The 23,771-nt window shown below is 63.2% G+C and carries 20 protein-coding genes; 6 read left to right on the top strand and 14 right to left on the bottom strand.

Annotated elements, in window-relative coordinates; translation table 11 throughout:
• Window positions 1–34: 34 nt before the first annotated feature.
• The 8 genes from ACHMXB_RS05025 to ACHMXB_RS04990 form a co-directional block, all read right to left on the bottom strand.
• Window positions 35–1,618, bottom strand: a complete 1,584-nt coding sequence (locus ACHMXB_RS05025; RefSeq protein ID WP_395403292.1) for a glycoside hydrolase family 32 protein — start codon at window positions 1,616–1,618, stop codon at window positions 35–37.
• Between the two features lie 39 nt (window positions 1,619–1,657).
• On the bottom strand, window positions 1,658–2,701 hold the full coding sequence (locus ACHMXB_RS05020) for a LacI family DNA-binding transcriptional regulator (protein WP_395403290.1): 1,044 nt from the start codon (window positions 2,699–2,701) through the stop codon (window positions 1,658–1,660).
• Window positions 2,702–2,770: 69 nt separating this feature from the next.
• Entirely contained in the window at window positions 2,771–3,718 is a 948-nt protein-coding gene (locus tag ACHMXB_RS05015; RefSeq protein ID WP_395403288.1) for a carbohydrate ABC transporter permease, read from the bottom strand.
• A complete protein-coding gene (locus tag ACHMXB_RS05010) occupies window positions 3,718–4,605 on the bottom strand; it encodes a carbohydrate ABC transporter permease (RefSeq protein WP_395403286.1) in 888 nt (295 codons plus the stop codon). Before ACHMXB_RS05010 ends, ACHMXB_RS05015 begins: the two co-directional genes overlap by 1 nt.
• Before the next feature lie 80 nt (window positions 4,606–4,685).
• Window positions 4,686–5,969, bottom strand: coding sequence for an ABC transporter substrate-binding protein (locus ACHMXB_RS05005; protein ID WP_395403284.1), 1,284 nt, complete (start codon window positions 5,967–5,969; stop codon window positions 4,686–4,688).
• A gap of 1,080 nt (window positions 5,970–7,049) precedes the next feature.
• A complete protein-coding gene (locus ACHMXB_RS05000) occupies window positions 7,050–7,325 on the bottom strand; it encodes a hypothetical protein (RefSeq protein WP_395403282.1) in 276 nt (91 codons plus the stop codon).
• Window positions 7,326–7,905: 580 nt separating this feature from the next.
• Window positions 7,906–8,766, bottom strand: a complete 861-nt coding sequence (locus tag ACHMXB_RS04995; RefSeq protein ID WP_395403280.1) for an alpha/beta fold hydrolase — start codon at window positions 8,764–8,766, stop codon at window positions 7,906–7,908.
• Between the two features lie 17 nt (window positions 8,767–8,783).
• The gene (locus tag ACHMXB_RS04990) at window positions 8,784–9,191 is read right to left on the bottom strand and encodes a hypothetical protein (protein WP_395403278.1); all 408 of its coding nucleotides are present in this window, start codon (window positions 9,189–9,191) and stop codon (window positions 8,784–8,786) included.
• 218 nt (window positions 9,192–9,409) lie between these two features.
• Between ACHMXB_RS04990 and ACHMXB_RS04985 the strand changes: the two genes are divergently transcribed.
• The 6 genes from ACHMXB_RS04985 to ACHMXB_RS04960 all read left to right on the top strand — a co-directional run bounded on the left by ACHMXB_RS04985 (window position 9,410) and on the right by ACHMXB_RS04960 (window position 16,279).
• Window positions 9,410–10,372, top strand: coding sequence for a LysR family transcriptional regulator (locus tag ACHMXB_RS04985; protein ID WP_395403276.1), 963 nt, complete (start codon window positions 9,410–9,412; stop codon window positions 10,370–10,372).
• 155 nt (window positions 10,373–10,527) lie between these two features.
• Entirely contained in the window at window positions 10,528–11,304 is a 777-nt protein-coding gene (locus ACHMXB_RS04980) for an IclR family transcriptional regulator (RefSeq protein WP_395403274.1), read from the top strand.
• Between the two features lie 115 nt (window positions 11,305–11,419).
• Complete coding sequence (locus ACHMXB_RS04975) at window positions 11,420–12,526, top strand: zinc-binding dehydrogenase (protein WP_395403272.1); 1,107 nt, start codon at window positions 11,420–11,422, stop codon at window positions 12,524–12,526.
• A gap of 42 nt (window positions 12,527–12,568) precedes the next feature.
• A complete protein-coding gene (locus ACHMXB_RS04970) occupies window positions 12,569–13,876 on the top strand; it encodes an MFS transporter (RefSeq protein WP_395403270.1) in 1,308 nt (435 codons plus the stop codon).
• Between the two features lie 51 nt (window positions 13,877–13,927).
• Window positions 13,928–15,370, top strand: coding sequence for an aldehyde dehydrogenase (NADP(+)) (locus tag ACHMXB_RS04965; RefSeq protein ID WP_395403268.1), 1,443 nt, complete (start codon window positions 13,928–13,930; stop codon window positions 15,368–15,370).
• A gap of 84 nt (window positions 15,371–15,454) precedes the next feature.
• Window positions 15,455–16,279 carry an HpcH/HpaI aldolase/citrate lyase family protein gene (locus tag ACHMXB_RS04960; protein WP_395403266.1) on the top strand — a complete coding sequence of 275 codons (825 nt, stop codon included), beginning with the start codon at window positions 15,455–15,457 and terminating at the stop codon, window positions 16,277–16,279.
• Window positions 16,280–16,383: 104 nt separating this feature from the next.
• Here the strand turns inward: ACHMXB_RS04960 and trxA are convergent, their stop codons facing one another.
• Genes trxA through dnaK form a run of 6 tightly spaced genes read right to left on the bottom strand, consistent with a single transcriptional unit; the run spans window position 16,384 to window position 23,118 of the window.
• On the bottom strand, window positions 16,384–16,812 hold the full coding sequence (trxA, locus tag ACHMXB_RS04955; protein WP_395403264.1) for a thioredoxin: 429 nt from the start codon (window positions 16,810–16,812) through the stop codon (window positions 16,384–16,386).
• On the bottom strand, window positions 16,809–19,445 hold the full coding sequence (gene clpB / locus ACHMXB_RS04950; protein ID WP_395403262.1) for an ATP-dependent chaperone ClpB: 2,637 nt from the start codon (window positions 19,443–19,445) through the stop codon (window positions 16,809–16,811). The genes trxA and clpB overlap by 4 nt, the downstream gene beginning before the upstream one ends.
• Window positions 19,442–19,756 carry a chaperone modulator CbpM gene (locus tag ACHMXB_RS04945; RefSeq protein ID WP_395403260.1) on the bottom strand — a complete coding sequence of 105 codons (315 nt, stop codon included), beginning with the start codon at window positions 19,754–19,756 and terminating at the stop codon, window positions 19,442–19,444. Before ACHMXB_RS04945 ends, clpB begins: the two co-directional genes overlap by 4 nt.
• Complete coding sequence (locus ACHMXB_RS04940; RefSeq protein WP_395403258.1) at window positions 19,753–20,676, bottom strand: DnaJ C-terminal domain-containing protein; 924 nt, start codon at window positions 20,674–20,676, stop codon at window positions 19,753–19,755. Before ACHMXB_RS04940 ends, ACHMXB_RS04945 begins: the two co-directional genes overlap by 4 nt.
• Window positions 20,669–21,211 (bottom strand): nucleotide exchange factor GrpE, encoded by a 543-nt coding sequence (locus tag ACHMXB_RS04935; protein ID WP_395403256.1) that lies wholly within the window; start codon window positions 21,209–21,211, stop codon window positions 20,669–20,671. Before ACHMXB_RS04935 ends, ACHMXB_RS04940 begins: the two co-directional genes overlap by 8 nt.
• An 8-nt stretch (window positions 21,212–21,219) precedes the next feature.
• Window positions 21,220–23,118: a molecular chaperone DnaK gene (gene dnaK, locus ACHMXB_RS04930; protein ID WP_395403254.1), complete on the bottom strand. Its 1,899-nt coding sequence runs from the start codon at window positions 23,116–23,118 to the stop codon at window positions 21,220–21,222.
• Window positions 23,119–23,771: the final 653 nt, after the last annotated feature.

Raw genomic sequence — 23,771 nt, 5'->3', positions numbered from 1 at the left:
TGGGACCCTTTCCTATGTATCCGTTGGGTGCGTGCTAACCGAGAGCCGTGACAGTGAGCGTCCGGATGGTAGCCGGCCCGCCCTCAACCGTCAGACGGTTCTCCGTGTGTCCCTGAGCGGGGAAGACAAGGTCGGTCAAGACCACTTTGCCGCCCTGCGCGAACACCTCTACGGAGCAATGGTCGACGACGATGTGCAGCTTGAGTGCACCGTCCTCAAGCTGCAGCGGGGCTGACTCCACGGAGGGAAACTTCTCGTGAAAACCGGTGTTGCCTGACCGCCTGCGGTCCAGGACAAGTTCGGCCGTAGCGGCGTTGTAGCTCAGCACGGTCCCCGCACTGCCGTCTCCTTTTCCGAACAGGTGGCAGGTCACTTGTCCGGCGTCTCCGGGCAGTATCTCCGCCTCGATGACTTGGGCTCTGCCGGGTACCGCATCCGGCAACCGAAAGACTGAATCCTGCAGCTCAAAGGTGCCTGCGTCCATGAGATTCTGGGCTGACGTCGGCTCTTCTCCTGCGCAGAGGTCGGCCAGGACGGGTTGCTGGACCAGACGGGCGGAGCTGTTGACTGCTGTGAGGCGCAATTCGCGGGCGATGGTCATTGAGGACCGCCAGGGGGCGGTGGGCAGCTCGTTGGCATAGTCCCAGTTGTTCATCCAGCCGATGATGATGCGCCGGTCATCCGGGGCATTGCTAAAGGATACGGACGCGTAGCAGTCGCGTCCCCAGTCCAGCCACAGGCATTGCTGCAGAGTCGCAGCGGCCGCGGCGGAATCTCCCAGAACTCTAATCCCTGCCGGCGCGGGAAGCGAGCAAGCGTCCGGAACGAACCGGACGCCGTCGAAGTGCCCTACGAAGTACTGGCCCCCGGAGCCTCCTGCCACGGCGCCGGGGTTGACGTTGACGATCAGCACCCATTTCGTGTTCTCCGGGTGCCCGTCCACTGGCAGGGGAAACAGATCGGGGCACTCCCATTCACCGGCGTCGGCGTTGGCCGGGCCGAAGTCGCTCATGAATTCCCAGGATTTGAGGTCCTCCGAACGGTACAGAACCACTTTTTGGTGTTGCGCTTCGACGGCGACCATGACCCAGCAGGCATCTTGATCCCCCCGGTAACGGAAGACTTTGGGATCGCGGAAGTGCGCTGAGTTTCTGGTGAGGACAGGGTTTCCTGCGTACTTTCGCCACGTCATTCCGGCGTCTGTGCTGTAGGCCAGAGACTGCGCCTGGGTGCCGCTGTGTTGGGACCCGGCTTTGTAGGCACTGGTGTAAATGGCGACGAGGGCGCGTGCCTCCGGCGTCCCGAGGCCGGACGTGTTGCCGTGGTCGACGACGACACTGCCGGAGAAGATGTCCTCTGTTTCGTCGCAGGCTATGGCAACGGGGTGTTCCGTCCAGTGCAGCAGATCACGGGAGGTGGCGTGGCCCCAGGACATGTTGCCCCAAACGTTGCCGTACGGGTTGTTCTGGAAGAAGAGGTGGTACATGCCGTCATGGAAAACCAGGCCGTTGGGATCGTTCAGCCAGGTGTCCCTTGCCGTGAAGTGGATGGCAGGCCGGAACCTGGAAGTTTCCGCCGGGGCTGTTTCTGGGCGTATGGCATCAAGGCAACTGGACATATCTGGTGTTCCTCTTGGGAAGTTGAAGGGTCTGGATGCCTATTGCCGCGGAGCCGCGATGGAATCGCGGCTCACGAGGGGGCAGCCCAGGATGGTCGGGTGGAGTGCCATGAGGGTAAGGTCGGTCTTTCCCTCGACGGCGTCAATCAGGTGCTCGGTGGCCCAGGCACCCATCTCGTAGTGAGGCAGGGCCACGGTGGTCAGGCCCGGGTGAAGGTTGGCGGCGATCAGTTCCTGGTCATCAAAGCCGACGATTGAAAGATCAGAAGGAATGTTCAGTCCCAGCTCTGCAGCGGCGCGGTAGGCTCCCATCGCCATCCGGTCGTTGTAGCAGAACAGGCCTGTGGGACGGTCCTCGCGTCCCAGGATCCGCCGGGCAGCCTCATATCCGCCCTGCACTTCCGAGACCTCGGACTCGACAGGTGCCGCCTTGCCGTCGAGCCCTGCCTCAGTCAGGGTGGCCCGGAAGGCCTGGAGCCGCTGACGGGTCGCGGGGACATCGTCGGTGTTGTTGATGAAGCCCACCCGGGTGTGGCCCGCTTCGAGGAGCGCGCCCACGGCGGCGCGTGCACCGCCTTCTTCGTCCGGGATCACGGCTGTAATGTTTCCGCCTGCGGCCACCGAGTCGACCAGGACGGAGGGCACGCTGCCGAGGTTGGCCGGCAGCTCCACGTCGCGGTGGTACATGGTGGCGTAGAGAATTCCGTCCACCCGGCGTTCCAGCAGGGCCTCGACGTCGGCCCTCCGGGATTCGAGGCTGGCTGAGCCGGAGGTGTTGATGATCATGAGGTTGTACCCTCGGGCCTTGGCGGCTTCGTCAGCGCCGAGGATGATCCGGCCGGCGTGGGGCGTGGTGGCGATCTCCTCGCTGACCAGCCCCAGCATGCCGGTCCTCTGGGTGCGAAGGGCCTGGGCAAGGCGGTTGGGGCCGTAGCCCAGTTGCTCGGCAATGGTCCTGACTTTGTCCCTGGTTTCGGGCCTGACCCGGGCATAGGAAACCTCGTTGAGGACGTGGGAGACAGTTGTCACGGAGACGCCGGCGGCGACGGCCACGTCCTTGATGCCGATGTTCTTGTTGCTCATCTGTCTCCCACGTCCTTATGGTTGGCGATGCCCCTGGGGGCTATCAGTAGGCTACTCGTTGCTGGTGGTCTAGCCCTTGACGGCGCCGAGCGTCATGCCGGCGACGATCTTGCGCTGCAAGAGAAGGGTGAGGAGGATGACCGGGATGGAGTAAACGGCGGCCAGCGCCGTCATGGATCCCCAGTCCAGGCCGAACTGGGTCTGGAAGTTCGCGATCACCACGGGCGTTGTCTGGGAGCGGATTGCTGTCATCAGGAGTGCAAAGAGGAACTCGTTCCAGGAGGCCAGGAAGGCAAAGATCGCGGTGACAGCGATGCCGCCGGAGACCACCGGGATCACCACCCGCCACAAGGCTCCGAGCCTGCTGCACCCATCCACCGTCGCAGCTTCCTCCAGGTCTTTCGGCACCGCCTCGAAGAAGCTGGACATCAGCCAGATCGAGAGCGGTAGCGAGATGGTGGTGTGGGCGATGGACAGCGCGATGGGAGTATCTGAAAGGCCAACGGTTGCCATCATCGAAGCCAGCGGAATACCGATCGCCACCGGAGGCACCATGCGGGTAACCAGGGCGGCCATGATAAAGATCCTGCCGCTGAGGGTTTGGTACCGGGTGATGCCGTAGGCCGCCGGTACCGCCAGCACGAGCGAAAGCACGGTGCTGATAATGGCCGTCTGAATGCTGTTGATGAAGGAGGCGAGGACTCCGTTGCGGCCCAGAGCGTTGGCGTAGTTCTCCAGCGTCCATTCCCGGGGCAGGATGGTGGGTGGCACCGCGATGGTATCGATGGGGGTTTTGAAGGATGTGAAGAGCAGGTACAGGAACGGGAACCCGTAGAGCACCATCGCCGCGGCGAGGAGGACCCAGAGCAGGGCCCTGGTACTCCGGCGGCCTGCTTCCAGGCCTTCCCGGTTGACGCCCCGGCGCCTATTGGGTCGCGGGGCTGTGGGCGCGGCAGGTTCCGCGGGCACTCCGGCCGGAACCCCGGCGTCGTGCGTTGTTCGTTCAGCGACGCGCATCAGTTGTCCTTTCCTGGCCGCCAGATGGTGGACACCGCGACGAACGCGACGGTGAGCATGGCCAGCAGGTAGAGGGTGCCCATGGCGCTGGCCAGCCCAGGGTCACCAAAGCGGATCATGGTCCGGTAGATCAGCAGGCTCATGGTTTCCGAGGCGGACTGTGGGCCGCCGTTGGTTTGGATGAGGATGGTATCGAACGCGCGGGCTGCGTCAATTCCGCGGACCACCAGCGCCACGGCGATGACGGGCCGCAGGAGGGGCAGGATGATGCGGAACAGCAGCGCTGGTGCGCGTGCGCCGTCCAGGCGTGCTGCTTCGATCAGGTCCCCGGGGATGTTCTGGAGCCCTGCGAAGAGCACCAGACACATGAACGATGTGGTCAGCCAGATGTCCGGGATCGCCACAGAAAAGAGCACAATGTTCGGATCGGAGAGCCAGCCGATCTGGTTGGGGTCGGACAGGACGCCGGCCTGGTGCAGGAGAGTCCCTATGAGGCCGAAGTTGTCGATCATCAGGAACTTCCAGAGGAGGCCTGCCACGATCGGGGCGATCATCAGCGGATACATAAAGACGGTCCGCCAGATTTGGGAGCTGCGCCCGAGGGTGGTGAACAGCAGAGCCATTCCCAGCCCCAGGGCGAATTCGAGGGTGACCACCACCAGGGTGTAAGCCAAGGTCCGCCACCCAGCACCCGTGAAGGCCTCGGAGGCGAAGGCCCGGAAGTAGTTGTCCAGGCCCACGAAGTCGCGGGGGCCGCCGGCGATCGGGGAAATTTTGAAGAAGCTGTCCGCAACGAGGCGGAACAGAGGGAAGGCCACAAATACTGTCAGGAACAGCGCCGCTGGTGTCATCAGGAACAATGCGAAACGGCGATCGGAGATGCGCACGGTTTTCTCTTCCGCTGGTTGGGGCCGCGGCCGGCACCGGACTTGCTGTGCCTCTTCGGCAGATGCCGGCCGCGGGGATCTTACTTGAGGAGGTCCTCGATCTGCTTCTTGGCGTCGGCGAGGAGGGTGGCGGAGTCACCACCGGCCACGGCCTTTTGCAGCATGGGAACCAGGACGGTGTCCACGATCTGCTGCCATTTCTCGGTGGCCGGGCGGGTGGCAGTGGCGCTCCCCTTGAGGGTTTCGATCAGCGGCTTGAAGCTTTCGTAGCCTGCCTTGTCCTGGTACTTCTCAAAAGCGGAGATGCGGGAGGCCAGGCCCAGGCTGGATTCGATGCCCATGCTGTTGTAGTCGTAGGCGCACTTAACGAACTTCTTGGCCGCGTCCGTGTTCTTGGTGGCCTTCGGGACGGTGAGGTACCAGGGGCCGGGAACGGCCCCGACGCCGGCAGATCCGGCGATCATGGGAGCCGCTCCCACTTTGCCGGCCACCGGTGAATCCTTAGGGATCTGCCGGTAAGCGTGGGCCCAGAAACGCGTCATCGCCGTCTTGCCCTGGTTGAACAGGTTTTGCGCGGCGGCCCAGTCCACCTGTGCGGCACCGGAGGGAGCGGATTTGGCAAGGCCGACGTAGAAATCAAGCGCTTCCTTGTGGGCGGCGTTGTCAATGACCACCTTGTTGTTCTCGTCCAGGACCATCGGCGAGCCGGCCTGCAGGACGTGGGCCAGCCATTCGGTTTCCACACCGCCCTTGACGTCCGTGCCGAACATGCCGTCCTTGGTAAAGAACTCGGAGATGTCCTGATACTGCTTCCAGGTGGTGGGGGCGGCCAGGTCGTAGCCATACTTGGTCTTGAAATCGGCCTTGTTCTTGGCGTCTTCGAACAGGTCCTTGCGGTAGAGGATGACTTCGGCATTGGTCCAGGCAGGCATGCCGATGAAGTGCCCGTCCACGTTGGCTTCCTTGACCAGGGCCGGGAAGATATCCTTCTTCGCCTCGTCGGTGAAAAGCTCGTCGATGGGCTGGACGGCGTCCTTGAAGCTGGGCAGCCAGACGGAGTCCAAAGCGGCGACGTCGAAGGAGACGTTGCCGGAGGAGAACTCGCTGGAGAGCCTGTTGAACATGCCGTCGTAAGGCAGCTCGACGAAGTTAGCGCTTACGCCTGTTTCTTTCTTGCACTGTTCGGCGACGCCTGTCAGTTCGGCGTGGCCACCGGCCTCAACGAGGACGTTGACTGTGCTGGCACCGGTACTGGCCGACGTTGCCGCCGGGCCCCCTGCGCCGCAGGCGGTTGCTGCCAGGAGCACCGCGGTGGACAGCCCGCCAATGGCGGTGATCCGGGACATCGTGGTTCGAGAGGACATCGCTGTCGACTCCCTTTCTTTTGACGGAATCTACGTGGAGGTAGGCCTGGGGAAACTAAGACGGAAGAGTGAAAAATCGTTTTGCCAAATCGACTTGGCACTCAGATTAGGCGTCGATACGGAAGTGTGTCAAGCGTCACTCGGAGTTCTTCGGACCCTTGACTATTGCCGGAGAGCGGCCATACAGTGAGCGGCGGACAGTCGACGAATCGTTTTGGCAAGTTTGGCAGGCGACACACCTTGTGCGGCTGGCCGACGGCCGGACGTTCGCCACCCTCTCAACCTTCCGCACCCGTCGGTGGGGAACGTTAATCCCTCTCGTCACCTTCTAGTGGAGAAAAAATGAAACCCGTCCCTGACATCAGCTGCAGGAGTGTCCTTCGGGGTTTGTTGCTGTGTGTGCGGCGGCAGGCACCGCCCACGTGATGGCGGCCACCAGCACCACTGCCATCGCCGCACCTATGAGCTTGCCGTAACGCCTGACGCCGGCCTCTCGCCGCAAGGACACCATCACTCGGTTGGCGTCCTCTAGAAGCAACCTTTTCAGTCCAAGGGTGCGAGGTTTTCCATCACTCGCACCTAGAGGTAGTGCCCGGAACCCGACGACCGGCGTCGGCTGCCCGGCACAGATGGCGGCAGCTGCTGCGCCGCCGAGAGCATGCTGCACCACCGGACGAGTCCAGAAAACCCTCTGCCGCCGTATCAGGGAGCGCGATGACGTCATGGCCAACTTCCCGCTGCCGCTCCTCGGCCGCGCAAAGGCGACCTCACCCGGCTGGCCACGGTCATCGGGCTGGAAGACCACTCGATCCACGGGACCGGGCCGACGCCGCGTGCGCCGAGGAGACCTGGATGGCTAGCAACTGCGGCAAGGGCGTGGACGGCAAGGTGAGGCTCCCCGACATCGCTCCCATGGTCAATGACGCCAGCAAGCGCTCGGGTGACTGCCGGGTCCCCTGCATATGGAATACCCGTCCGACGCCGATTGCACTAAAAAAAGGAGGCCGACGACGACACGCAGTGTCGCCGTCGGCCTCCTTTCTACGCCCCACGGTGCCATCCACCAAGGACGCTGGGGCTTTAGGCTGCCGTCGGAAGCGTTACGTAGCTGCCCTCGACGGGCCCGGCGGCAACAGTGGGAACGCCGGCTACCGTGACATAGCTTCCACGGGTGACGGGAGGCATGAGTCGCCTGCCGGGGACGGTGACATAGGTGCCTTCACCACGGGCCGGGGCGCTGCCGCCGGGCAGAGTTACATAGTTGCCGCCGCGCAGTACGGTGCCTACGACAGTGGTGCCGGCAGCGGTCTCAGGGGCGGGTTTGGTAGTTGCGGGGCGTTCTGCCAGCAAAGTCATGGGTTCTCCTCGGGGTTCAGGATCAGGGCCAGTTCAGGTTCCAGTGCCGCTCAAGCAGAAGGGCGTTGCGGGTTGTGTCGCTTGCCCTGCCGGCCCGGGGATGTTCACCGGTGCGGTACTCGAGGGCTACTCTGACCTACATCTAAGTTTAACGTCTTATTGATAGCTACTCAAAATAACGTGGGGAGACTCACGCTGCAGTGGCAGCGCGTCTTGGGCTTGTCTCAGTCGGAGAGGCGCGGAAGCCTTGCTGGGCAGCCATGGTGAAGTGCTTGAACAGGAGGCTCGGTTCGGGTACATCAGGATCATGTCGTCCGTCATATACGTCGGCGCCCAGAAGCAGGACTCCTACGAGGACGATGCCAATAGGTCGCCTACCTATTCGGGTGCTCTCTGTCCCAAACTGGCGTTGGCGCATACGGCCCGGCTGTCCCACGGCCTGCCTGGCTGCCATGAGCTGGGAAGTTGTTGACATCGTTCGTTCTCTGAGGGTTTGAAAGAAGTCGTGGCGGCACTATTTAGGTGGCAGCGTCGGTGCCGGGACCCTTGGGCCGGCACCGACGCCTTAGGTGAGAACAGGCTAGGCTCGGACGCTGGTCTTGGTGCGGATCAGGTCCAGAGCCTGAACGAGGTATCCCTTGAAAACCGGGTAGTTCTCGCTCATCGGGAAGTGCCCGATGGCCTTCATCTCGATGAACTCGGCGCCTGGGATCTGGCTGGCCGTGCGGGCTCCGTCTTCAGGTGTGGTGAGGTAGTCGTACTCGCCGGTCATCAGGACCACCGCGCATTTATCGGTCTGGATTTCGCCCAGTTTGCCGCGCAGATCGTGGTCCACGGAGTAGAAGTACAGATCACCCTTGAACGCCTCGGAACCCTGTGTGTAGTAGAACCAGGTCTTCCAACGGTCCGCCTCCGGTGATTGCGGGGCCATGAGATCCCAGGTGCCGCTGCCGCACACCTGCGCGGCATTTGCATGGGGGTGCTGCCACCAGTCGAGGTAAAAGCCCGGTGAGTGGTCCGCGCCCTCTACGGGGATGACTGCGTCGAACCGCTCCGGGAAGCGGTGGGCGAGCTGCAGCGCTATGTTGCCGCCGAACGAGGATCCCATGAAGATGGGGTCAACCAGTTCCAGTGCATCGACGAGGGCGACGATGAAGTTGGCGAAGTGGTCCGCGCTGAGCTGGTATTCCTCGGTCCACCACTGGGTGTTTTCAGGGGGGTCTGATTTGCCGTGGCGGGGGAGGTCGTAGGCGATGACGCGGTAGTTGGCGGTGATTTCCGGGTCCTCCAGCAGGCCGCGCCACTGGTGGTTGTGGGCTCCAGCGGTGTGCTGGCAGACCAGCGGCTGGCCCTGGCCGTTTTCGAGGTAGAAGACCTTGTATTCGAGGCCGTCCACGTCGACGGTGACGTAGTGGCCGGTAACGGGGGAAATTTTGCTCATGTCAGGTCTCCGGTGGTCTAGACGGGTGCGCCGGTGGAGCGCAGCAGTTCGATCTGGCGGGTGATGCAGCGCAGGTTCTGCATCAGGACCAGGACGTCGCCTTCCAGCTTCATGTCGCGCTGGAAAGTGGCGGCCCAGATGCCGTGGTACATGGGAGCTGGGACAGGCTTGCCAAATTCACCCCAGGTGTGTGCGCTGGCCCGGATGGCGAACTGGTAGGGCACCTCGATGGGTCCCGGGTCCACGGAAATCTGGGTGATGGCGCCCGACACTACCCGAACCACAAAGGTGTGCGCCTCCATGTCCAGGAGGTAGGAGCAAGTGAAGTAGTTTCCGTGGGCCTGAATTTCCGGGTCCTGGTTGTTGGCCTCCGTAAAGCTCTGAACCCAGGATTCCACAGAAGGGGCACGTGTTGCGACCGTCATGTCGTTGTTCCTCTCGTTGAACTCGCTGAGGGTCGGACTTCTCTGCCCGAGCCTCGAAAGCGGGGTTCCCGGAGTGCCTTTGCGGCTGTCTCCGTTGGCAACCCTTCGCTGCTTCCATTGCAGCCTCCGTGACCCCGAGCGGTCCAATACCTGTGTACTATCCACCGATAGGCCGAAACTATTGGACCTCCAATTGCCGCGGAGCCTACAGTTGAACGATGCGGCAGCCACAGCTAGACCTGCGCGTCCTGCAGTACTTCGTAGCCGTTGCGGAAGAACTGCACTTTGGTCGGGCCGCTGCGCGGCTCCATATCGCGCAGCCATCCCTCAGCGTTCAAATACGGAAGCTTGAACACTCGCTCGGCACTCCCCTGTTGATTCGGACCAGCCGCAGCGTCTCACTGACCAGCGCAGGGGACGTTCTGCTGGGTGAAGCTAGGCGCCTTTTGTCCGCGGCGGAGCGCGCCGTGTCGTTGACGCGTGAGGTTGCCAGCGGCGTGCGGGGCACGCTGATAGTCGGCTTTCAGGCCAACGCGGCTGCTGAACTGACCCCGCGGATCCTCGCCGCGTTCAAGAACAACCACCCGGAAATTCACGTCCAGATGAGGTCCTTTGATTTCGCCGACCCCACTGCGGGTCTTGCCGACGGAAGCGCTGACGTGGCATTTGTGCGGCCGCCCCTGCCGGCGGCTGACTGGCTCGCCATGGAGACCTTGTTCATTGAGCCGCGGGTCCTCGTAGTTGCCAGCAGTTCCCGCTTTGCCGGCCTGTCCGAGGTCTCGGTGGAACAGGTTGTTGATGAGTCTTTCGTCGCCCGCAAGGCTTCGGATAAATGGAGGGATTTCTGGCTCGCAACCCAGGCCCGCGGCGGACGTCCCGTGCGTCTGGGCACACAGGTAGCCACCGTCGACGAGTGTTTCGAAGCCATCATGGGTGAGCGGGGAATTGCGTTCACTCAAGCCTCCACCCAGCGTTTCTATGACCGTCCGGGGCTGTCTTTCATCCCGGTCAGAGACGTCCCGCCCTCTCCGCTGTCGATTGCATGGCGTACCGACGTCAATGACGGGCTGGCACGCGAGTTTGTGGAGACCGCCCGGGCCCTGGCCTCCTTCGGAGGCGTCCCGAACCTCGTCGACTCCCCTGGGCCTGCCTCGCCATCCTCTTCGCTCCAGTTCAATTAGCGTTGTCTCGCTGGAGCGCGACCCACGACTGAGTGGAGCTCGTCCAGGCCCCTCGTCCTGTCCGTCGGCTCCGTTGTCGCGACGGGCGGAGCTGTCAATCAAGAAGGTTGCGTGGGACTTTGCGCGTCTCGCTCAGTGAGACCATACTGCTTAACGTGAATTCCACTGAATCGAAGCCCGCTGCCAGCATGATTGAGCGGGTTTCGCTGATCCTTGACGTCTTCAGTCCTGAAGAGCCAGTCCTGACGGGAGGGGAGATCGCGCGCAGGGCCGGACTTTCCCGAGCGACGGCGGCGCGGATACTCTCGGAACTCGCCAAGCACGATTTTGTCGACCGGGTTCAGTCCGGATACCAGATCGGTATCCGCTGTTTTGAATTGGGGCAGATGGCGCAGCAGCCAAAGGATCTTCGGCGTCTGGCCCTCGCAACGATGTTCGACCTCCGGCGGGCTACGGGCTTGACTGTTCAGCTGGGTGTTCTCGAAGGTAACGACGTCGTCTATATCGAGATCCTGCGCGGCCAGTATCGGGACTTGACCATCCCCTCCCGGGTTGGTGGCCGTGTACCGTGCTATGCGACTGCCGGCGGGAAGGCCCTGCTTGCCCACGCTCCTGACCAGCTGGTCGAGGATCTTCTGAACGGTGAGTTGGAGAAGATCGGGCCTAACACTGTTACCGATCCCCAGGAACTTCGCGCCGAACTGGACCTGGCGCGGCGTGAGGGTATTGCCTATGAGCGGGAAGAATCCCATGCCGGCCTGGCGTGCGCGGCGAGTCCCATTCTGCGGGGTGATGGTACTGCTGTGGCGGCCATTTCCATCACTGCTCCGGTGGGGGTGGTGGAGATGAGACTCGTTGGTCCCGCCGTCCATGCAGCGACACTGGGACTAAACCGCCAGATGGGGGCAGTTCCGCATTGGGCCAAACTATAGGCGTCTCACTGAATGAGAGGCAGATTTTGACGACGGCGGTCCGGACCTGATGCTTATGCTCAGTTCCCGTGATTTCAAACACGGGATATGAGAACCAAGCAACAAGGAGTGATCGGTGAAGGCCGCAATCATGAACCAAGCAGGCGCACCGCTTGCCGTCGTCGATCTTGATCTACAGGCGCCTGGTCCGGGCGAAGTCCGGGTGCGCGTTGACGCGGCGGGCATCTGCCACAGTGATTACCACTACATGGTCCAGGACCTGGCATGCCGGACGCCTATCGTGCTGGGCCACGAGGGCGCGGGCATCGTGCAGGAAGTCGGAGCCGGTGTCACCCATGTCAGGCCGGGCGACAAGGTCATTCTGACCTGGCGGCCAAGTTGCGGCCGGTGCGAGTACTGCAGCAGCGGTTCGCCTGCGCTCTGCCGCCTCGGCGCGGTGCACGCTACCCATAACGAACTGCTGCGCGGCGGAACGCGGCTGTCACACGACGGAAAGCCCGTACATCACCTGATGGGAGTGTCCTGCTACGCGGAGGAATGCGTCGTATCCGGCGAATCGGTGATCAAGATTTCCCAAGAGGTTCCCGCCGCTGTGGCAGCCATCATGGGCTGTGCCGTGATCACAGGGATGGGCGTCGTGCTGAACGGAATGGGGGCTCCCGCCGGGGAGTCGATCCTCATCGTTGGAGCTGGCGGAGTGGGGCTTTCGGCGGTCATCGGCGCCGCAGCGGTCGGGGCCTACCCGGTGATCGTTGCCGACATTGACGACGAAAAGCTCGCGAAGGCGCGGGAGCTTGGGGCAACCCACACGATCAACACGCGCGAACACGACCTGGCCACCACTGTTCACGAGATCACTGGCGATGGAGCCCACTGGGCTGTCGAGGCAATCGGCCGGCCCCAGACCATTCGCGAGGCTGTCATGGCGCTTCGCCCCCGCGGCACGGCTTTCGTAGTGGGACTGTCCAACGCCGAGGCCGAGATCAACGTGCCCCTGAACCAGGTTGTTCAGCAGGAGAAATCGGTGAGGGGGAGCCTGTACGGTTCCTCCAATCTGTCAGTGCAGATCCCTCAGATCCTGGACATGTATCTGGCCGGCCGTTTGCAGCTTGATGCCCTTGTCGGCGAGAAGTTCAGCCTGGCCCAAATCAACGAAGCATTCGACTCGCTGACCAACGGAAACATCGGTCGTTCGGTGGTCCTGATGGGCAGCAGCAACTAATCCACACCTTCAACGTCGAAGGTCTTCCCTTAGGAGAGAAACATGTCATCAACTGTCGCAGCGCCACAGATCGTGGTCTCCGACGAGGATCGGAAGCGCGCCCTGTGGGGCAGCGCAGTCGGTAGCACAATCGAGTGGTACGACTACTTCCTTTATGGCACCATGTCCGGGCTGGTATTCGGCCCGTTGTTCTTCCCGTCCAATGATCCGACCGTCAGCCAACTCTTGGCCTTGGCGTCCTTCGCCTTGGCCTTCCTGATCCGTCCGATCGGCGGCATTCTGTTCAGCCATGTCGGAGACCGGATCGGCCGGAAGAAAACACTGGTCGTCACGCTGACCCTGATGGGCGTCTCTACTGTCGCGATGGGTTTGATGCCCACCTATTCAGCTATCGGCGTCGCGGCTCCCATCATTCTGACTGTGCTCCGCCTGCTCCAGGGCCTTGCCTTGGGCGGCGAATGGGGAGGGGGCCTGCTTCTGGCCGTCGAGTACTCTCCCAAGAACCGGCGCGGATTCTTCGGTGCAGTCCCGCAGACCGGTGCTATGCTCGGGCTCGCTCTGGGCAACATGATCACGTTGGCCGCAGGCGCGGTCTTCTCGGACGAAGCGTTCCTGGCCTACGGGTGGCGGATACCGTTCCTTCTGTCGGTTGTCCTGTTGGCTGTCGGCCTTTGGATCCGCCACAAGGTCGACGAGACACCGTCATTCCGGATGGTGAAAGCCGCGGGAGCGACGAAACAGGTTCCCCTCGTCGACACCCTGAAGCACCACTGGCGTGAAGTCCTTATCGCAACGGGCGCCAAGATCGTTGAGACCTCGACGTTCTTCATGTTCGCGACGTTCACCGTCTCCTACGCTATGACCCTGGGGTACAAGCGCGAAGCCGTACTCTCGGTGCTGCTGGTCTGCGCCATGATCGGCGTGTTCTCGATGGTCAAGTTTGGTGCGCTCTCGGACCGGATCGGCCGGAAAAAGGTTTTCCTCTGGGGCACCGTGGCCCTGATGGTGTTTATCCTCCCGTACCTTTGGATGCTCAACCAGAAGTCCCTGCCGTTCCTTGCCGTTGCGCTTTTCATCGGATTTGCCGTCATCTGGCCCACCTATGGGTCACTGATCGGCACCGTGATCGCAGAGAGCTTCTCCCCGGACATCCGCTACACAGGCGCTTCCCTGGGCTACCAGCTGGGCGCAGCTATCGCGGGCGGGCCCGCTCCGCTGATCGCCACAGCACTCCTCGCAGCCTTCGGCGGCAGCTATCTTCCGGTGGGCCTTTTCATCATCCTCTGCGGCGCCATCTCACTGGTGGCTGTGTTGTTCGCCAAAGAAAAGAGCAACCAGGAGATCGACTAGGGCCCAAGCGTCCGCCGGCCATCCTGGATACAAACAAGAGAGCAAGACAAGATGACTACCGAAACTATTGAAACCCTGAGCTTGGACGAGGTCCTGAGCGCGGCCGAAACCGCCTTCGAGAGCTGGTCCGGGATGCCCTCCACTGGCCGTGCCCGCCACCTTGAGGCGATGGCTGCAGCCATGGAGACACACGCCGACGAGCTCATCGAACTCGCCATGGCAGAGACGCATCTGCCCCATGCGCGGCTGCGGGGAGAATTGACGCGGACCGTTTTTCAGCTGCGGCTCTTCGCCGAGGAACTAAGGATCGGCCGCTTCGTTGACGCACGCATCGACCACTCCGACCCCGAATGGCCGATGGGTGCACCCCGCCCTGATCTTCGACGCATGCGGCTCCCGCTGGGGCCGGTGCTGGTCTTCGCCGCCAGCAACTTCCCCTTTGCCTTTTCAGTCGGCGGCGGCGACACAGCTTCAGCCCTGGCGGCAGGCTGCACCGTCATCGTCAAGGCGCATCACGGACATCCGGAGCTCTCGGCGCGCACCGCCGCGATTCTCCTCAAGGCCTTGGAAGAGGCCGGGGCACCCAAAGGCGTGCTGGCCCTGATCCAGGGAACAGAAACCGGCGTCCGGGCCCTGAAAGATCCCAGGATCCAGGCCGGCGCCTTCACCGGAGGAATCCCCGGCGGGCGGGCACTGTTCGACATCGCCCAACAACGGGATGTTCCGATTCCGTTTTACGCGGAGATGGGCAGCAACAACCCGGTTTTTGTTACCCCCGCGGCCGCAGCAGAACGTCCTGCTGCGATCGCTGAGGGATACCTGGCCGCAGTGACCGGCAGCGCCGGCCAATTATGCACCAAGCCAGGAACCCTCTTTGTTCCGGCGGGAAGCCAAATCATCGAACACCTGCGCACCGCGGAACTGCCGGCCGCCACAAGGCTCCTGACCGAACGGATAGAAGCGGGTTACACCCGGGAAGTTGCCGAGCTCGCAGGCCACCGGCAGGTCCGCATCCTGAACGGGAACATTCCGGGCGAGGCCGCCGGCCCGGCGCCACTGATCCTGGGCACCGACATCGTAGCAGTCCTCGAGGATCCGGACCTGTTCCTGGCCGAGCGGTTCGGGCCCTTCTCCCTGGTGGTTGAGTACGAGGACATGAACCAGCTCCTGGCGGTTGCCCGGAGGATGGACGGCCAACTCACCGCGACGGTACAGGCCACAGACCAGTGCGACGTCCGCCGTCTGCTCGGTGTTCTGGCCGGCAAGGCGGGACGCGTCCTGTGGAACGGCTGGCCCACAGGCGTCTCTGTAACACATGCCCAGCAGCACGGCGGACCATACCCGGCGAGCACCGCCGTCCAAACCACATCTGTCGGGACGGCAGCGATTCAACGGTTCCTGCGCCCGGTGGCACTGCAGGGGTTCCCCGACCATGTCCTCCCCGCGGAGTTGCAGGACAGCAACCCGCTAGGGATTCCGCGGCACCTAGGATAATCCCGGGCGGCTTGAACCTTCGGGTCGCATGGACCGGGGCCGGCCCGCGGACACAATGAACAGATCTCGTAGAAGGATGACCTGATGCACGATAACCCCGTCAAGGTGGCTCTGCGCTCCGGCGCCACCACAACCGGAACTTGGTTAACTCTGGGTTCACCTGCGGTGGCCGAGGCCCTGGCCCACTGCGGGTTCGACTGGCTCGTAGTCGACCTTGAGCACGCCCCTAACGATCCCGCCAGCGCTGTGGAACAGTTGAGGGCCGTCGACGCCGCCCGGGCTAACGGCGGCCATGCCGAGGCAATCGTACGCCTAGCCGAAAACGATCCCGTCCTGGCCAAGCGGGCCATGGACATTGGTGCGCGCACTCTTATCTTCCCCAATGTCAACAGCGCGGACGAAGCACAGGCGGCTGTCCGCGCGATGCGTTACCCGCAGAATGGTAACGCTGGAGTGCGGGGCGTGGCAGGATTGGTCCGGGCCGGCCGGTACGGTCTTGACCAGGTGTATGTGAAGAACGCCAACGAAGAAGTGTGCACCATCGTGCAGATCGAATCCCGATCCGGCGTGGACAACGCTGCGGGCATCTGTGCAACCGAGGGTGTCGACTGCGTTTTCCTGGGCCCGTCCGACCTGGCTGCTTCGCTGGGCCATCTCGGCGACACCTGGCATCCAGAGGTCGTCGAAGCCATGCGGTCGGTTGTGGCCCAGGCACGCGAGGCTGGAAAGGCCACCGGCGTTTTTGCGAACGACGCAGACGATGCCAAGCTGTTCATCAACTGGGGGGTCACTTTCATCGGGCTCCACTCCGACGTTCGCTGGCTATGCCAGGGGGCGAAGCAAGAGGCCGGGCGGCTGGAAGCCGGACTGCAGGCAGAGCAGGCAATCAGGGTCCACACCGCCTCATGACCTGACGGCGAGGAAAAAATACCTTGTAGCAGCTGTGGACCCACGGAGGATGCCATGCGGCCCGCCCCCAAGGGGGCGGGACCGCCGTCGTCCCTGCTCTTGTTCTACTTCGTGAGTGCCCCTTCCAGCCAGGATCTCAGTGTGGGGGCGGGAGCTGCACCGGCCTGCCTCGCGACGATCTCGCCGTCGACAATGACCATCAACGTTGGCACTGCCTGAATGGCGAATCTGGCGGAGAGCTGTGGTGAGTGGTCGACGTCGACCTTTACGAGTTTGATCTGCCCCGGGCGTTCGTGTGCCAGCTGGTCCAGCACGGGGCTCACCATCCGGCAGGGTCCGCACCACACCGCCCAAAAGTCCACCAGTACCGGAACGCCGGACCGTTCGGCGATCTCGCCGAAGTCCTCGTCGCCCGCTTCAACCACCCACGGAAGCTCCCGGTGGCAACTGCCGCAGCGTGGCCGGCCGTCGGCGACGGCCGGGACACGGTTGGACTTGCCGCAATGGGGACATTTGATGATGGCCTTGTTCATGCGGTTCCGGCCCCCTCCAGCTCCATCGTGCTGTAGTCAACCACTAGTTCCCCTCCGGCTGCGGTCACCGTGACCACTCCCCCCTCGGCGATGCTGCCACGCAGCAAGGCCCGGCCCACTTGCGTTTCCACCACGCGGGAAATGTAGCGGCGGAGCGGGCGGGCTCCGTAGACCGGATCGAAGCCGCGTTCGGCTATCAGAAGGCGCGCCTCCTCGGTCAGGTGCAGCTCTATTTGCTGCTCGGCCAGCCGCTGCCGCAGCTGTTGGAACTGCAGATCAACGATGCGCTCGATTTGCGGCAGTCCCAGGGGTGCGAACAGGACCGTGTCGTCCACTCGGTTGAGGAACTCGGGGCGGAAATGCGCCCGGAGCTCCCCCATCACCATGCCGCGCGCCTCCTCGGTGATCACTCCGCCTTCGGCCGAACCCTCCAGAAGATACTGGGAGCCGATATTGGAGGTCATGATGATGACGGTATTGCGGAAATCGACGGTCCGGCCCTGCGAGTCCGTAATCCGTCCGTCGTCGAGCACCTGCAGCAGGGTGTTGAAAATGTCCGGATGGGCCTTCTCCACCTCATCGAACAGCACTACCGAATAGGTCTTCCGGCGTACCGCTTCAGTGAGCTGCCCTCCTTCGTCGTAACCGATGTAGCCAGGAGGCGCGCCCAGCAGGCGGCTAACGGTGTGGCGTTCCTGGTACTCGCTCATGTCCAGCCGGATCATTGCGTCCTCGCTGTCGAAGAGCGCCGCAGCCAGGGCCTTTGCAAGCTCGGTCTTCCCGACGCCGGTCGGGCCGAGGAAGATGAAGGAGCCGATGGGCCGGCGGGGATCCCGGATACCGGAACGGGCCCGGATGATGGCATCGGACACAGCGCTAATTGCTTCTTCCTGCCCCACGACGCGGGCGCGCAGGATTTCGTCCAGGTGGAGGACTTTCTCGCGTTCGCCCTGCTTCAGCCGTGCGACCGGTATGCCTGTCCAGGCCGCGACGATGTCGGCAATCTCGTCCTCCGTCACCACTTCGCGGAGCAGGCGTTTTTCACCCTGTTTCGCGGTCAGCCGTTCCTCTTCGGCTGCCAGCCGTCGTTCAAGGTCAGCAAGTCTGCCGTAGCGCAACTCCGCCGCCCGATTGAGGTCGTAATTCCGCTCGGCTTCCTCAGCTTCCTGCCGCGCCCGCTCCAGTTCGCTGCGGATTTCCTGCAGTTTGTGGATCGCCCGCCGCTCGGCTTCCCATTGGGCCCGCTTCGCGTCGGCCTCACCGCGCAGGTCCGCCAATTCACGCCTCAGCTCCTCGAGCCGGTTCTTGCTGGCCGGATCGGTCTCCTTGGAGAGGGCTGCCTCTTCTATCTCGAGCCGGGTGACCCTTCGGGTGAGCTCATCCAGTTCCGCCGGCATCGAATCAATTTCCGTCCGCAAGCGGGCGCACGCCTCGTCCACTAGGTCAATGGCCTTGTCCGGAAGGAACCTGTCAGTGATGTACCGGTGGGAAAGAGTGGCCGCAGCCACCAGAGCACTGTCCTGGATCCGTACACCGTGGAAGACCTCAAGCCGCTCCCGCAGCCCGCGGAGAATGGAAATGGCGTCCTCGACGTCGGGCTCGTCAACCGTGACCGGCTGGAAACGGCGCTCCAGAGCCGGATCAGATTCAATGTGTTTGCGGTATTCGTCGAGGGTGGTGGCGCCGATCATGTGCAGTTCCCCGCGGGCCAGCATTGGCTTGAGCATGTTTCCGGCGTCCATCGACCCCTCAGACGCGCCTGCCCCCACGACGGTGTGCAGCTCGTCCACGAAGAGCAGGATCCTGCCTTCTGCTGCCAGCACCTCGGCCAGCACTGCCTTCAGCCGCTCCTCGAACTCGCCGCGGTACTTGGCACCGGCCACGAGGGCACTCATGTCGAGCGAGAAGATGGTCTTGTTCTTCAGCCCTTCCGGCACATCCTGCCGGACGATCCGCTGGGCCAGCCCCTCCACAATGGCTGTCTTGCCGACTCCAGGTTCCCCGATGAGCACCGGATTGTTTTTGGTTTTGCGCGAAAGTATCTGGACGACCCGCCGGATTTCCGCGTCGCGGCCGATGACCGGATCCAGCTTTCCGGTGCGGGCGTCCGCCACCAGATCGCGGCCGTACTTCTCCAGTGCTTCGTAGGTCTGCTCCGGTGTCGCCGAGGTGACGCGCTGATTTCCCCGTACTTGGGTCAGTACCGACAGGAATGACTCGCGCGTGACCCGGTGATCGGCCAGCACCCTTCCGGCGGCAGTGGACCGTCCTTCCTCGGCCAAGGCAACCAGCAGGTGCTCCACCGAGACATACTCGTCTTTGAGTCGCTTGGCTTCACGTTCGGCGGTGTCCAGGAGTGCGCCCAGCCTGCGGCTCACATACACCTGCCCCGGTGCCGCGCCGGGGCCCGTGACCTTCGGCTTGCGCCTCAGCTCGGCTTCGACGGCAGCCCTCAGCTCATCCACATCGACCTGCATGCCCACGAGCAAGCGCGGGACGAGGCCATTTTCCTGCTCCAGCAGGGCCAGCAGCAGGTGTTCGCCGTCGGTCTCAGTGTGTCCATTGCGTTGGGCTATCCGTTGAGCCTCTGCCAAGGCCTCCTGCGACTTTTGCGTCAAACTCTCCATGTTCATCGTGAAGCTGTCCCTTCCACCTGCGTGATTTCCACCAGTCGTCGTTCAAGCGAGTCGACCCGCACCAACAAATCGAGTACCAGCGGGATTGCCGCGTAGTTCAGCGACAGCTCCGAATGAAGTCTCATGACGCGGGCTATGAGCTCCGGGGCGTTAGGACTGAACCAGGGTCCCCCCGAGGAATCGCCCAGTGGCCGGAGCAAATCCAGGTCTACGAACCGCATGACGACGTTGGGGTGGACGCCGCTGCTGCGGGCCACCGCCTCGAGATTCAGGCGCCATGGATAGGCGAGCGGATATTCTCGGCTCATAGAAGCCCCTCCCTCGGGTGAAAGTCGGACACCGCGGCGAGCTGCTCGTATAGCTTGCGCACCTCACTGCTCAGCCGCGGGGGCACCATGACGCGGATCTCCGCGTAGAGGTTCCCCGGCTGGCCCTTCGGGTCGGGAATGCCCTGACCGCGAAGCCGTAGTCTGCGCCCGCTGGAGGACCCTTCGGGCACGGTGATGGTGACCGCTCCAGCGGGCGCGTTGACCTTGATCTTGGCCCCGAGAGCCGCTTCCGACGGCGTAACGGGAAGGTCGAAGTGAATGTCCCGGCCCTTGGGCCGATATCTGGCGTCCGGCTGGATGCGCACGGTCAGGAAGAGATCCCCCGGCGCACCGCCGTCGCGGCCTGCGGCTCCCTCCCCCGCGATGCGGATGCGCTGGCCGTCCAGCACACCGGGGGGCACGTCGACGTCATAGTTCCGGGTTTCGCCGTCCGGCTGGGCCAGGCGGACGGTGCGCCTTCCGCCACGGATCGCCTCTTCGAGGGTCAGCCGAAGCTCCGCTTCGTGGTCTGCCCCCTGGGCCGGACCTGCTCGCTGCTCACGGAACCAACCTCCGAGCAGGTCCTCCCAATCGACGTCGCCACCCCTATTGACGTTGCCGTATCCGCCACGTCCTGGCCGAGGGCCCCCCGACCCCCATCCTGGAGCGCTTCCGGCCGGACCGGCTCCGCTGCCGGCATACTGTCGGTAATCGGCGCCGAAACGGTCGTAGCGTGCTTTCGTTTCGGGATCGGAAAGAGTGCTGTAGGCCTCGCCGATTTCCTTGAACCGGTCAGCGGCGTCCGGATCGCGATTGACGTCAGGATGATATTTTCGCGCAAGCTTGCGGTAGGCGCGCTGGATTTGCTCGGCGTCCGCCGTCCGGGCTACGCCGAGAACAGAATATGGGTCCTTAGCCACGGTCTGCGTTCACCGCCCGGCTCACAACGACGGCGGCCGGCCTGAGGGTGGTGTCCGTGCCGCCGTAGCCGGGACGCAGTACGGTAAGCACAGTCCCGGGGGGAGCCTCGTCCGTTTCCGAGACACTGACCACCTCGTGAATCCGAGGGTCGAAGGGGACGTTCTCGGCGTCGATTCGCGGGTAGCCCAGGCGGGCCATGGTATCGATGGCCTGGGACCGGATAGCGGCTACGCCATCGACGAGTGGGTCCCCGGCAGCCGGGGCGTGAGCCAAGGCCAGTTCCAGATTGTCCAGGACAGGCAGCCACGCCAAAGAGACCGCTGCGCGCTCCTGTGCCCTGAGCTGTGCGCCGTCCCGGGCGGCGCGCTTTCGGACGTTGTCTGCATCAGCCAGCGCACGGCGCCACAGATCCTCCATTTTGGCCAGTGCGTCCGCCTGTGCCACCGCGCCGGTTTCCCTCTCATTGGCTGCGGCGGCCTCTTCCTCGTCACCTCCTGGATGGGACTTTCCGGCCGGCCCTGCCTGGTCGCTCATGGCCGTGCCTAGCCACGATCGAATTCTGCATCGACGATGTCATCGTCATCTGCATTAGTCGACGCCCCGGGCTGAGATGGGGATCCCTGACCTGCCCCTGCCGTGGCAGCGGAGGCGGCCGAGGCACTCAGCGCCGACTGCAGCTGCTGAAGCTCGGAAATCAGTTCCCTCGCGGTCCCAATATCGGCCTGGTTGGTGACGGCGTCGCGCGCCTGGCCAACCAGCAGTTCCGCCCGGGCTTTGTCGTGCGCCTGGACCGCGTCACCGAGTTCGTTCACCGTCCGCTCAACGCGGTAGGCCACCGCATCGAGTTCGTTGAGGGTATCGATCCGCTCTCGGTTCTGCACGTCCTCGTTCCTGTGGGACTCGGCCTCGGCAATCATGCGCTCGACTTCCTTGGCGTCGAGATTGGAGCCCTCACTGATGGTGATGCCCTGCTCCTTGCCCGTGTCCTTGTCGCGCGCAGTGACGTTCAGGATGCCGTTGGCATCGACGTCGAACGTGACCTCCACTTGCGGTTCCCCGCGAGGCGCCGGACGGATATCGCTCAGCTGGAACCGTCCCAGCACCCGATTATCCGCCGCCAACTCACGCTCGCCCTGAAGGACCACTACGTCAACGGCGGGCTGGTTGTCCTCCGCTGTGGAGAAGACTTCACTGCGCCGGGCGGGGATGGTCGTGTTGCGTTCGATGATCTTGGTCATGACGCCGCCGCGGGTCTCGACACCCAGGGAAAGCGGCACAACGTCCAAGAGCAGGACATCGGATACCTCACCCTTGAGCACGCCGGCCTGGATTGCCGCGCCGATAGCCACGACTTCGTCCGGATTGACGCTCATGTTGGGATCTTTGCCGCCGGTCAAACGCCGGACCACGTTCTGTACCGCGGGAATGCGGGTGGAACCGCCGACCAAAATTACTTCATCAATGTCGTTCGCTGTAACCTTTGCGTCCGTCATTGCCTGCTTGACCGGGTCCATGGTGCGTTCCACCAGGTCATGGGTGATGTCCTCAAAAACGGAGCGCCGAACGGTGGTCGTCAAATGCTTCGGACCCGTGGCGTCGGCGGTGATGAAGGGAAGGTTGACCTGAGTCTGGGTCACAGAACTCAGCTCAACCTTCGCTTTCTCGGCCGCCTCAAACAAGCGCTGCAACGCCTGGGCGTCCGACCGGAGGTCGATGCCCGCCTCCTTCTGGAAGTCGTCGGCCAGGTAATCGACAAGGCGGCGGTCAAAATCGTCGCCGCCAAGGTGCGTGTCACCCGCCGTGGAACGGACCTCCACAACCCCATCCCCCACATCCAGCAGGCTCACATCGAAGGTTCCGCCGCCCAGGTCAAAAACCAAAACCGTCTCGTGCTGGCGCTTATCGATGCCGTAGGCCAGGGCCGCTGCAGTCGGTTCGTTGATGATTCGCAGGACTTCGAGCCCGGCAATCCTGCCCGCGTCCTTGGTCGCCGTGCGTTGTGCGTCGTTGAAGTACGCTGGCACCGTGATGACGGCCTCCGTCACTTTTTCGCCCAACTGCTTCGCGGCGTCGTCCACTAGCTTGCGGAGAACGAGCGCACTGACCTCTTCGGGGGCTACTTTCTTGCCCTGAACCTGAAAACGCGCCACGCCGTTGTCGTCCGCTACGACATCGAAACTCACGGCCTTGGCCTCATCCGAGATCTCGTCATAGTGTCGGCCGATAAACCGCTTGGCCGACGTGATGGTTCCCTTGGGGTTCAGAATCGCCTGCCGGCGGGCCAGTTGCCCCACAAGCCGCTCCCCGTTGTCTGTGTACCCCACAACTGAGGGAGTGGTCCGGGCTCCCTCTGCGTTGGGAATAACGCGGGCTTCCCCGCCTTCCCAGACGGCGATCACTGAGTTGGTTGTTCCAAGATCAATTCCTACTGCTTTGGCCATGACTCGCTCCGGTCCTAGAGGGCGTGTTCCTGTCCTGTGGCGACGTCCGCCCGAAATTGCACCGCATGATTCCACACCCTGTCCTGCTGGGCCAGGCGGCTCAAAGGGCTTTTGTCATGGGGCCTTATAGGTGAGTCTGCCCCCTGCACGGGAGCAACGGCATGCCCTCCAGGGTCCAAATATGCTCCAGGGAATTGACCTATCAGGATAGGTCCAAGAGGCGTATCCTGCGAAGACGCGGGGACTCTTCGGGGATCAGCCGTCACGCATCTCGCCTACGAACGAGTTCCTCAGTTGTGCACAGCGACTGGCAGGTCAACCCAATGTTCGATCGACTAAGGGCCGAGGAGATTCTCGACGCGGCCGTACACTCAATTTCTGCGCTGGAATTCTGCCATGTAGCGGCTTGCTATCTTGTGGTGGATGGTCACCTGCTTCCGAGCCCCAACAGGGCGCCGACAACCCACGACCACGATCTCCGCCAACTCCAAGGCAGGGATGCCACACTCGCCACCACAGGCCCGGCGTGGCGATACGCGCTGTCCATTTTTGGTGACAGCGGAGAACTGAACGGCTGCCTTGTCCTATATGCCGGCACGACTCCGAATCCCGCCCAGATGATCGAGCTACGCGCAACGGCCAGGACAACTGCC

Source organism: Arthrobacter sp. UC242_113 (genome assembly GCF_044054585.1).
Classification (GTDB): Bacteria; Actinomycetota; Actinomycetes; order Actinomycetales; family Micrococcaceae; genus Arthrobacter.
This window is presented reverse-complemented; position numbering and strand designations above follow the sequence as displayed.

Bases quoted from the DNA above. Each gene is read 5' to 3' on its own strand.
- ACHMXB_RS04970 (WP_395403270.1), top strand. From the start codon at position 12,569: ATGTCATCAACTGTCGCAGCGCCACAGATCGTGGTCTCCGACGAGGAT.
- ACHMXB_RS04935 (WP_395403256.1), bottom strand. From the start codon at position 21,211: ATGAGCGACCAGGCAGGGCCGGCCGGAAAGTCCCATCCAGGAGGTGAC.
- ACHMXB_RS05005 (WP_395403284.1), bottom strand. From the start codon at position 5,969: ATGTCCTCTCGAACCACGATGTCCCGGATCACCGCCATTGGCGGGCTG.
- ACHMXB_RS04965 (WP_395403268.1), top strand. From the start codon at position 13,928: ATGACTACCGAAACTATTGAAACCCTGAGCTTGGACGAGGTCCTGAGC.
- trxA (WP_395403264.1), bottom strand. From the start codon at position 16,812: ATGAACAAGGCCATCATCAAATGTCCCCATTGCGGCAAGTCCAACCGT.
- ACHMXB_RS04995 (WP_395403280.1), bottom strand. From the start codon at position 8,766: ATGAGCAAAATTTCCCCCGTTACCGGCCACTACGTCACCGTCGACGTG.
- ACHMXB_RS05025 (WP_395403292.1), bottom strand. From the start codon at position 1,618: ATGTCCAGTTGCCTTGATGCCATACGCCCAGAAACAGCCCCGGCGGAA.
- ACHMXB_RS04985 (WP_395403276.1), top strand. From the start codon at position 9,410: ATGCGGCAGCCACAGCTAGACCTGCGCGTCCTGCAGTACTTCGTAGCC.
- ACHMXB_RS04960 (WP_395403266.1), top strand. From the start codon at position 15,455: ATGCACGATAACCCCGTCAAGGTGGCTCTGCGCTCCGGCGCCACCACA.
- ACHMXB_RS05000 (WP_395403282.1), bottom strand. From the start codon at position 7,325: ATGACTTTGCTGGCAGAACGCCCCGCAACTACCAAACCCGCCCCTGAG.
- clpB (WP_395403262.1), bottom strand. From the start codon at position 19,445: ATGAACATGGAGAGTTTGACGCAAAAGTCGCAGGAGGCCTTGGCAGAG.
- ACHMXB_RS04945 (WP_395403260.1), bottom strand. From the start codon at position 19,756: ATGAGCCGAGAATATCCGCTCGCCTATCCATGGCGCCTGAATCTCGAG.
- ACHMXB_RS04990 (WP_395403278.1), bottom strand. From the start codon at position 9,191: ATGACGGTCGCAACACGTGCCCCTTCTGTGGAATCCTGGGTTCAGAGC.
- ACHMXB_RS05020 (WP_395403290.1), bottom strand. From the start codon at position 2,701: ATGAGCAACAAGAACATCGGCATCAAGGACGTGGCCGTCGCCGCCGGC.
- ACHMXB_RS05015 (WP_395403288.1), bottom strand. From the start codon at position 3,718: ATGCGCGTCGCTGAACGAACAACGCACGACGCCGGGGTTCCGGCCGGA.
- dnaK (WP_395403254.1), bottom strand. From the start codon at position 23,118: ATGGCCAAAGCAGTAGGAATTGATCTTGGAACAACCAACTCAGTGATC.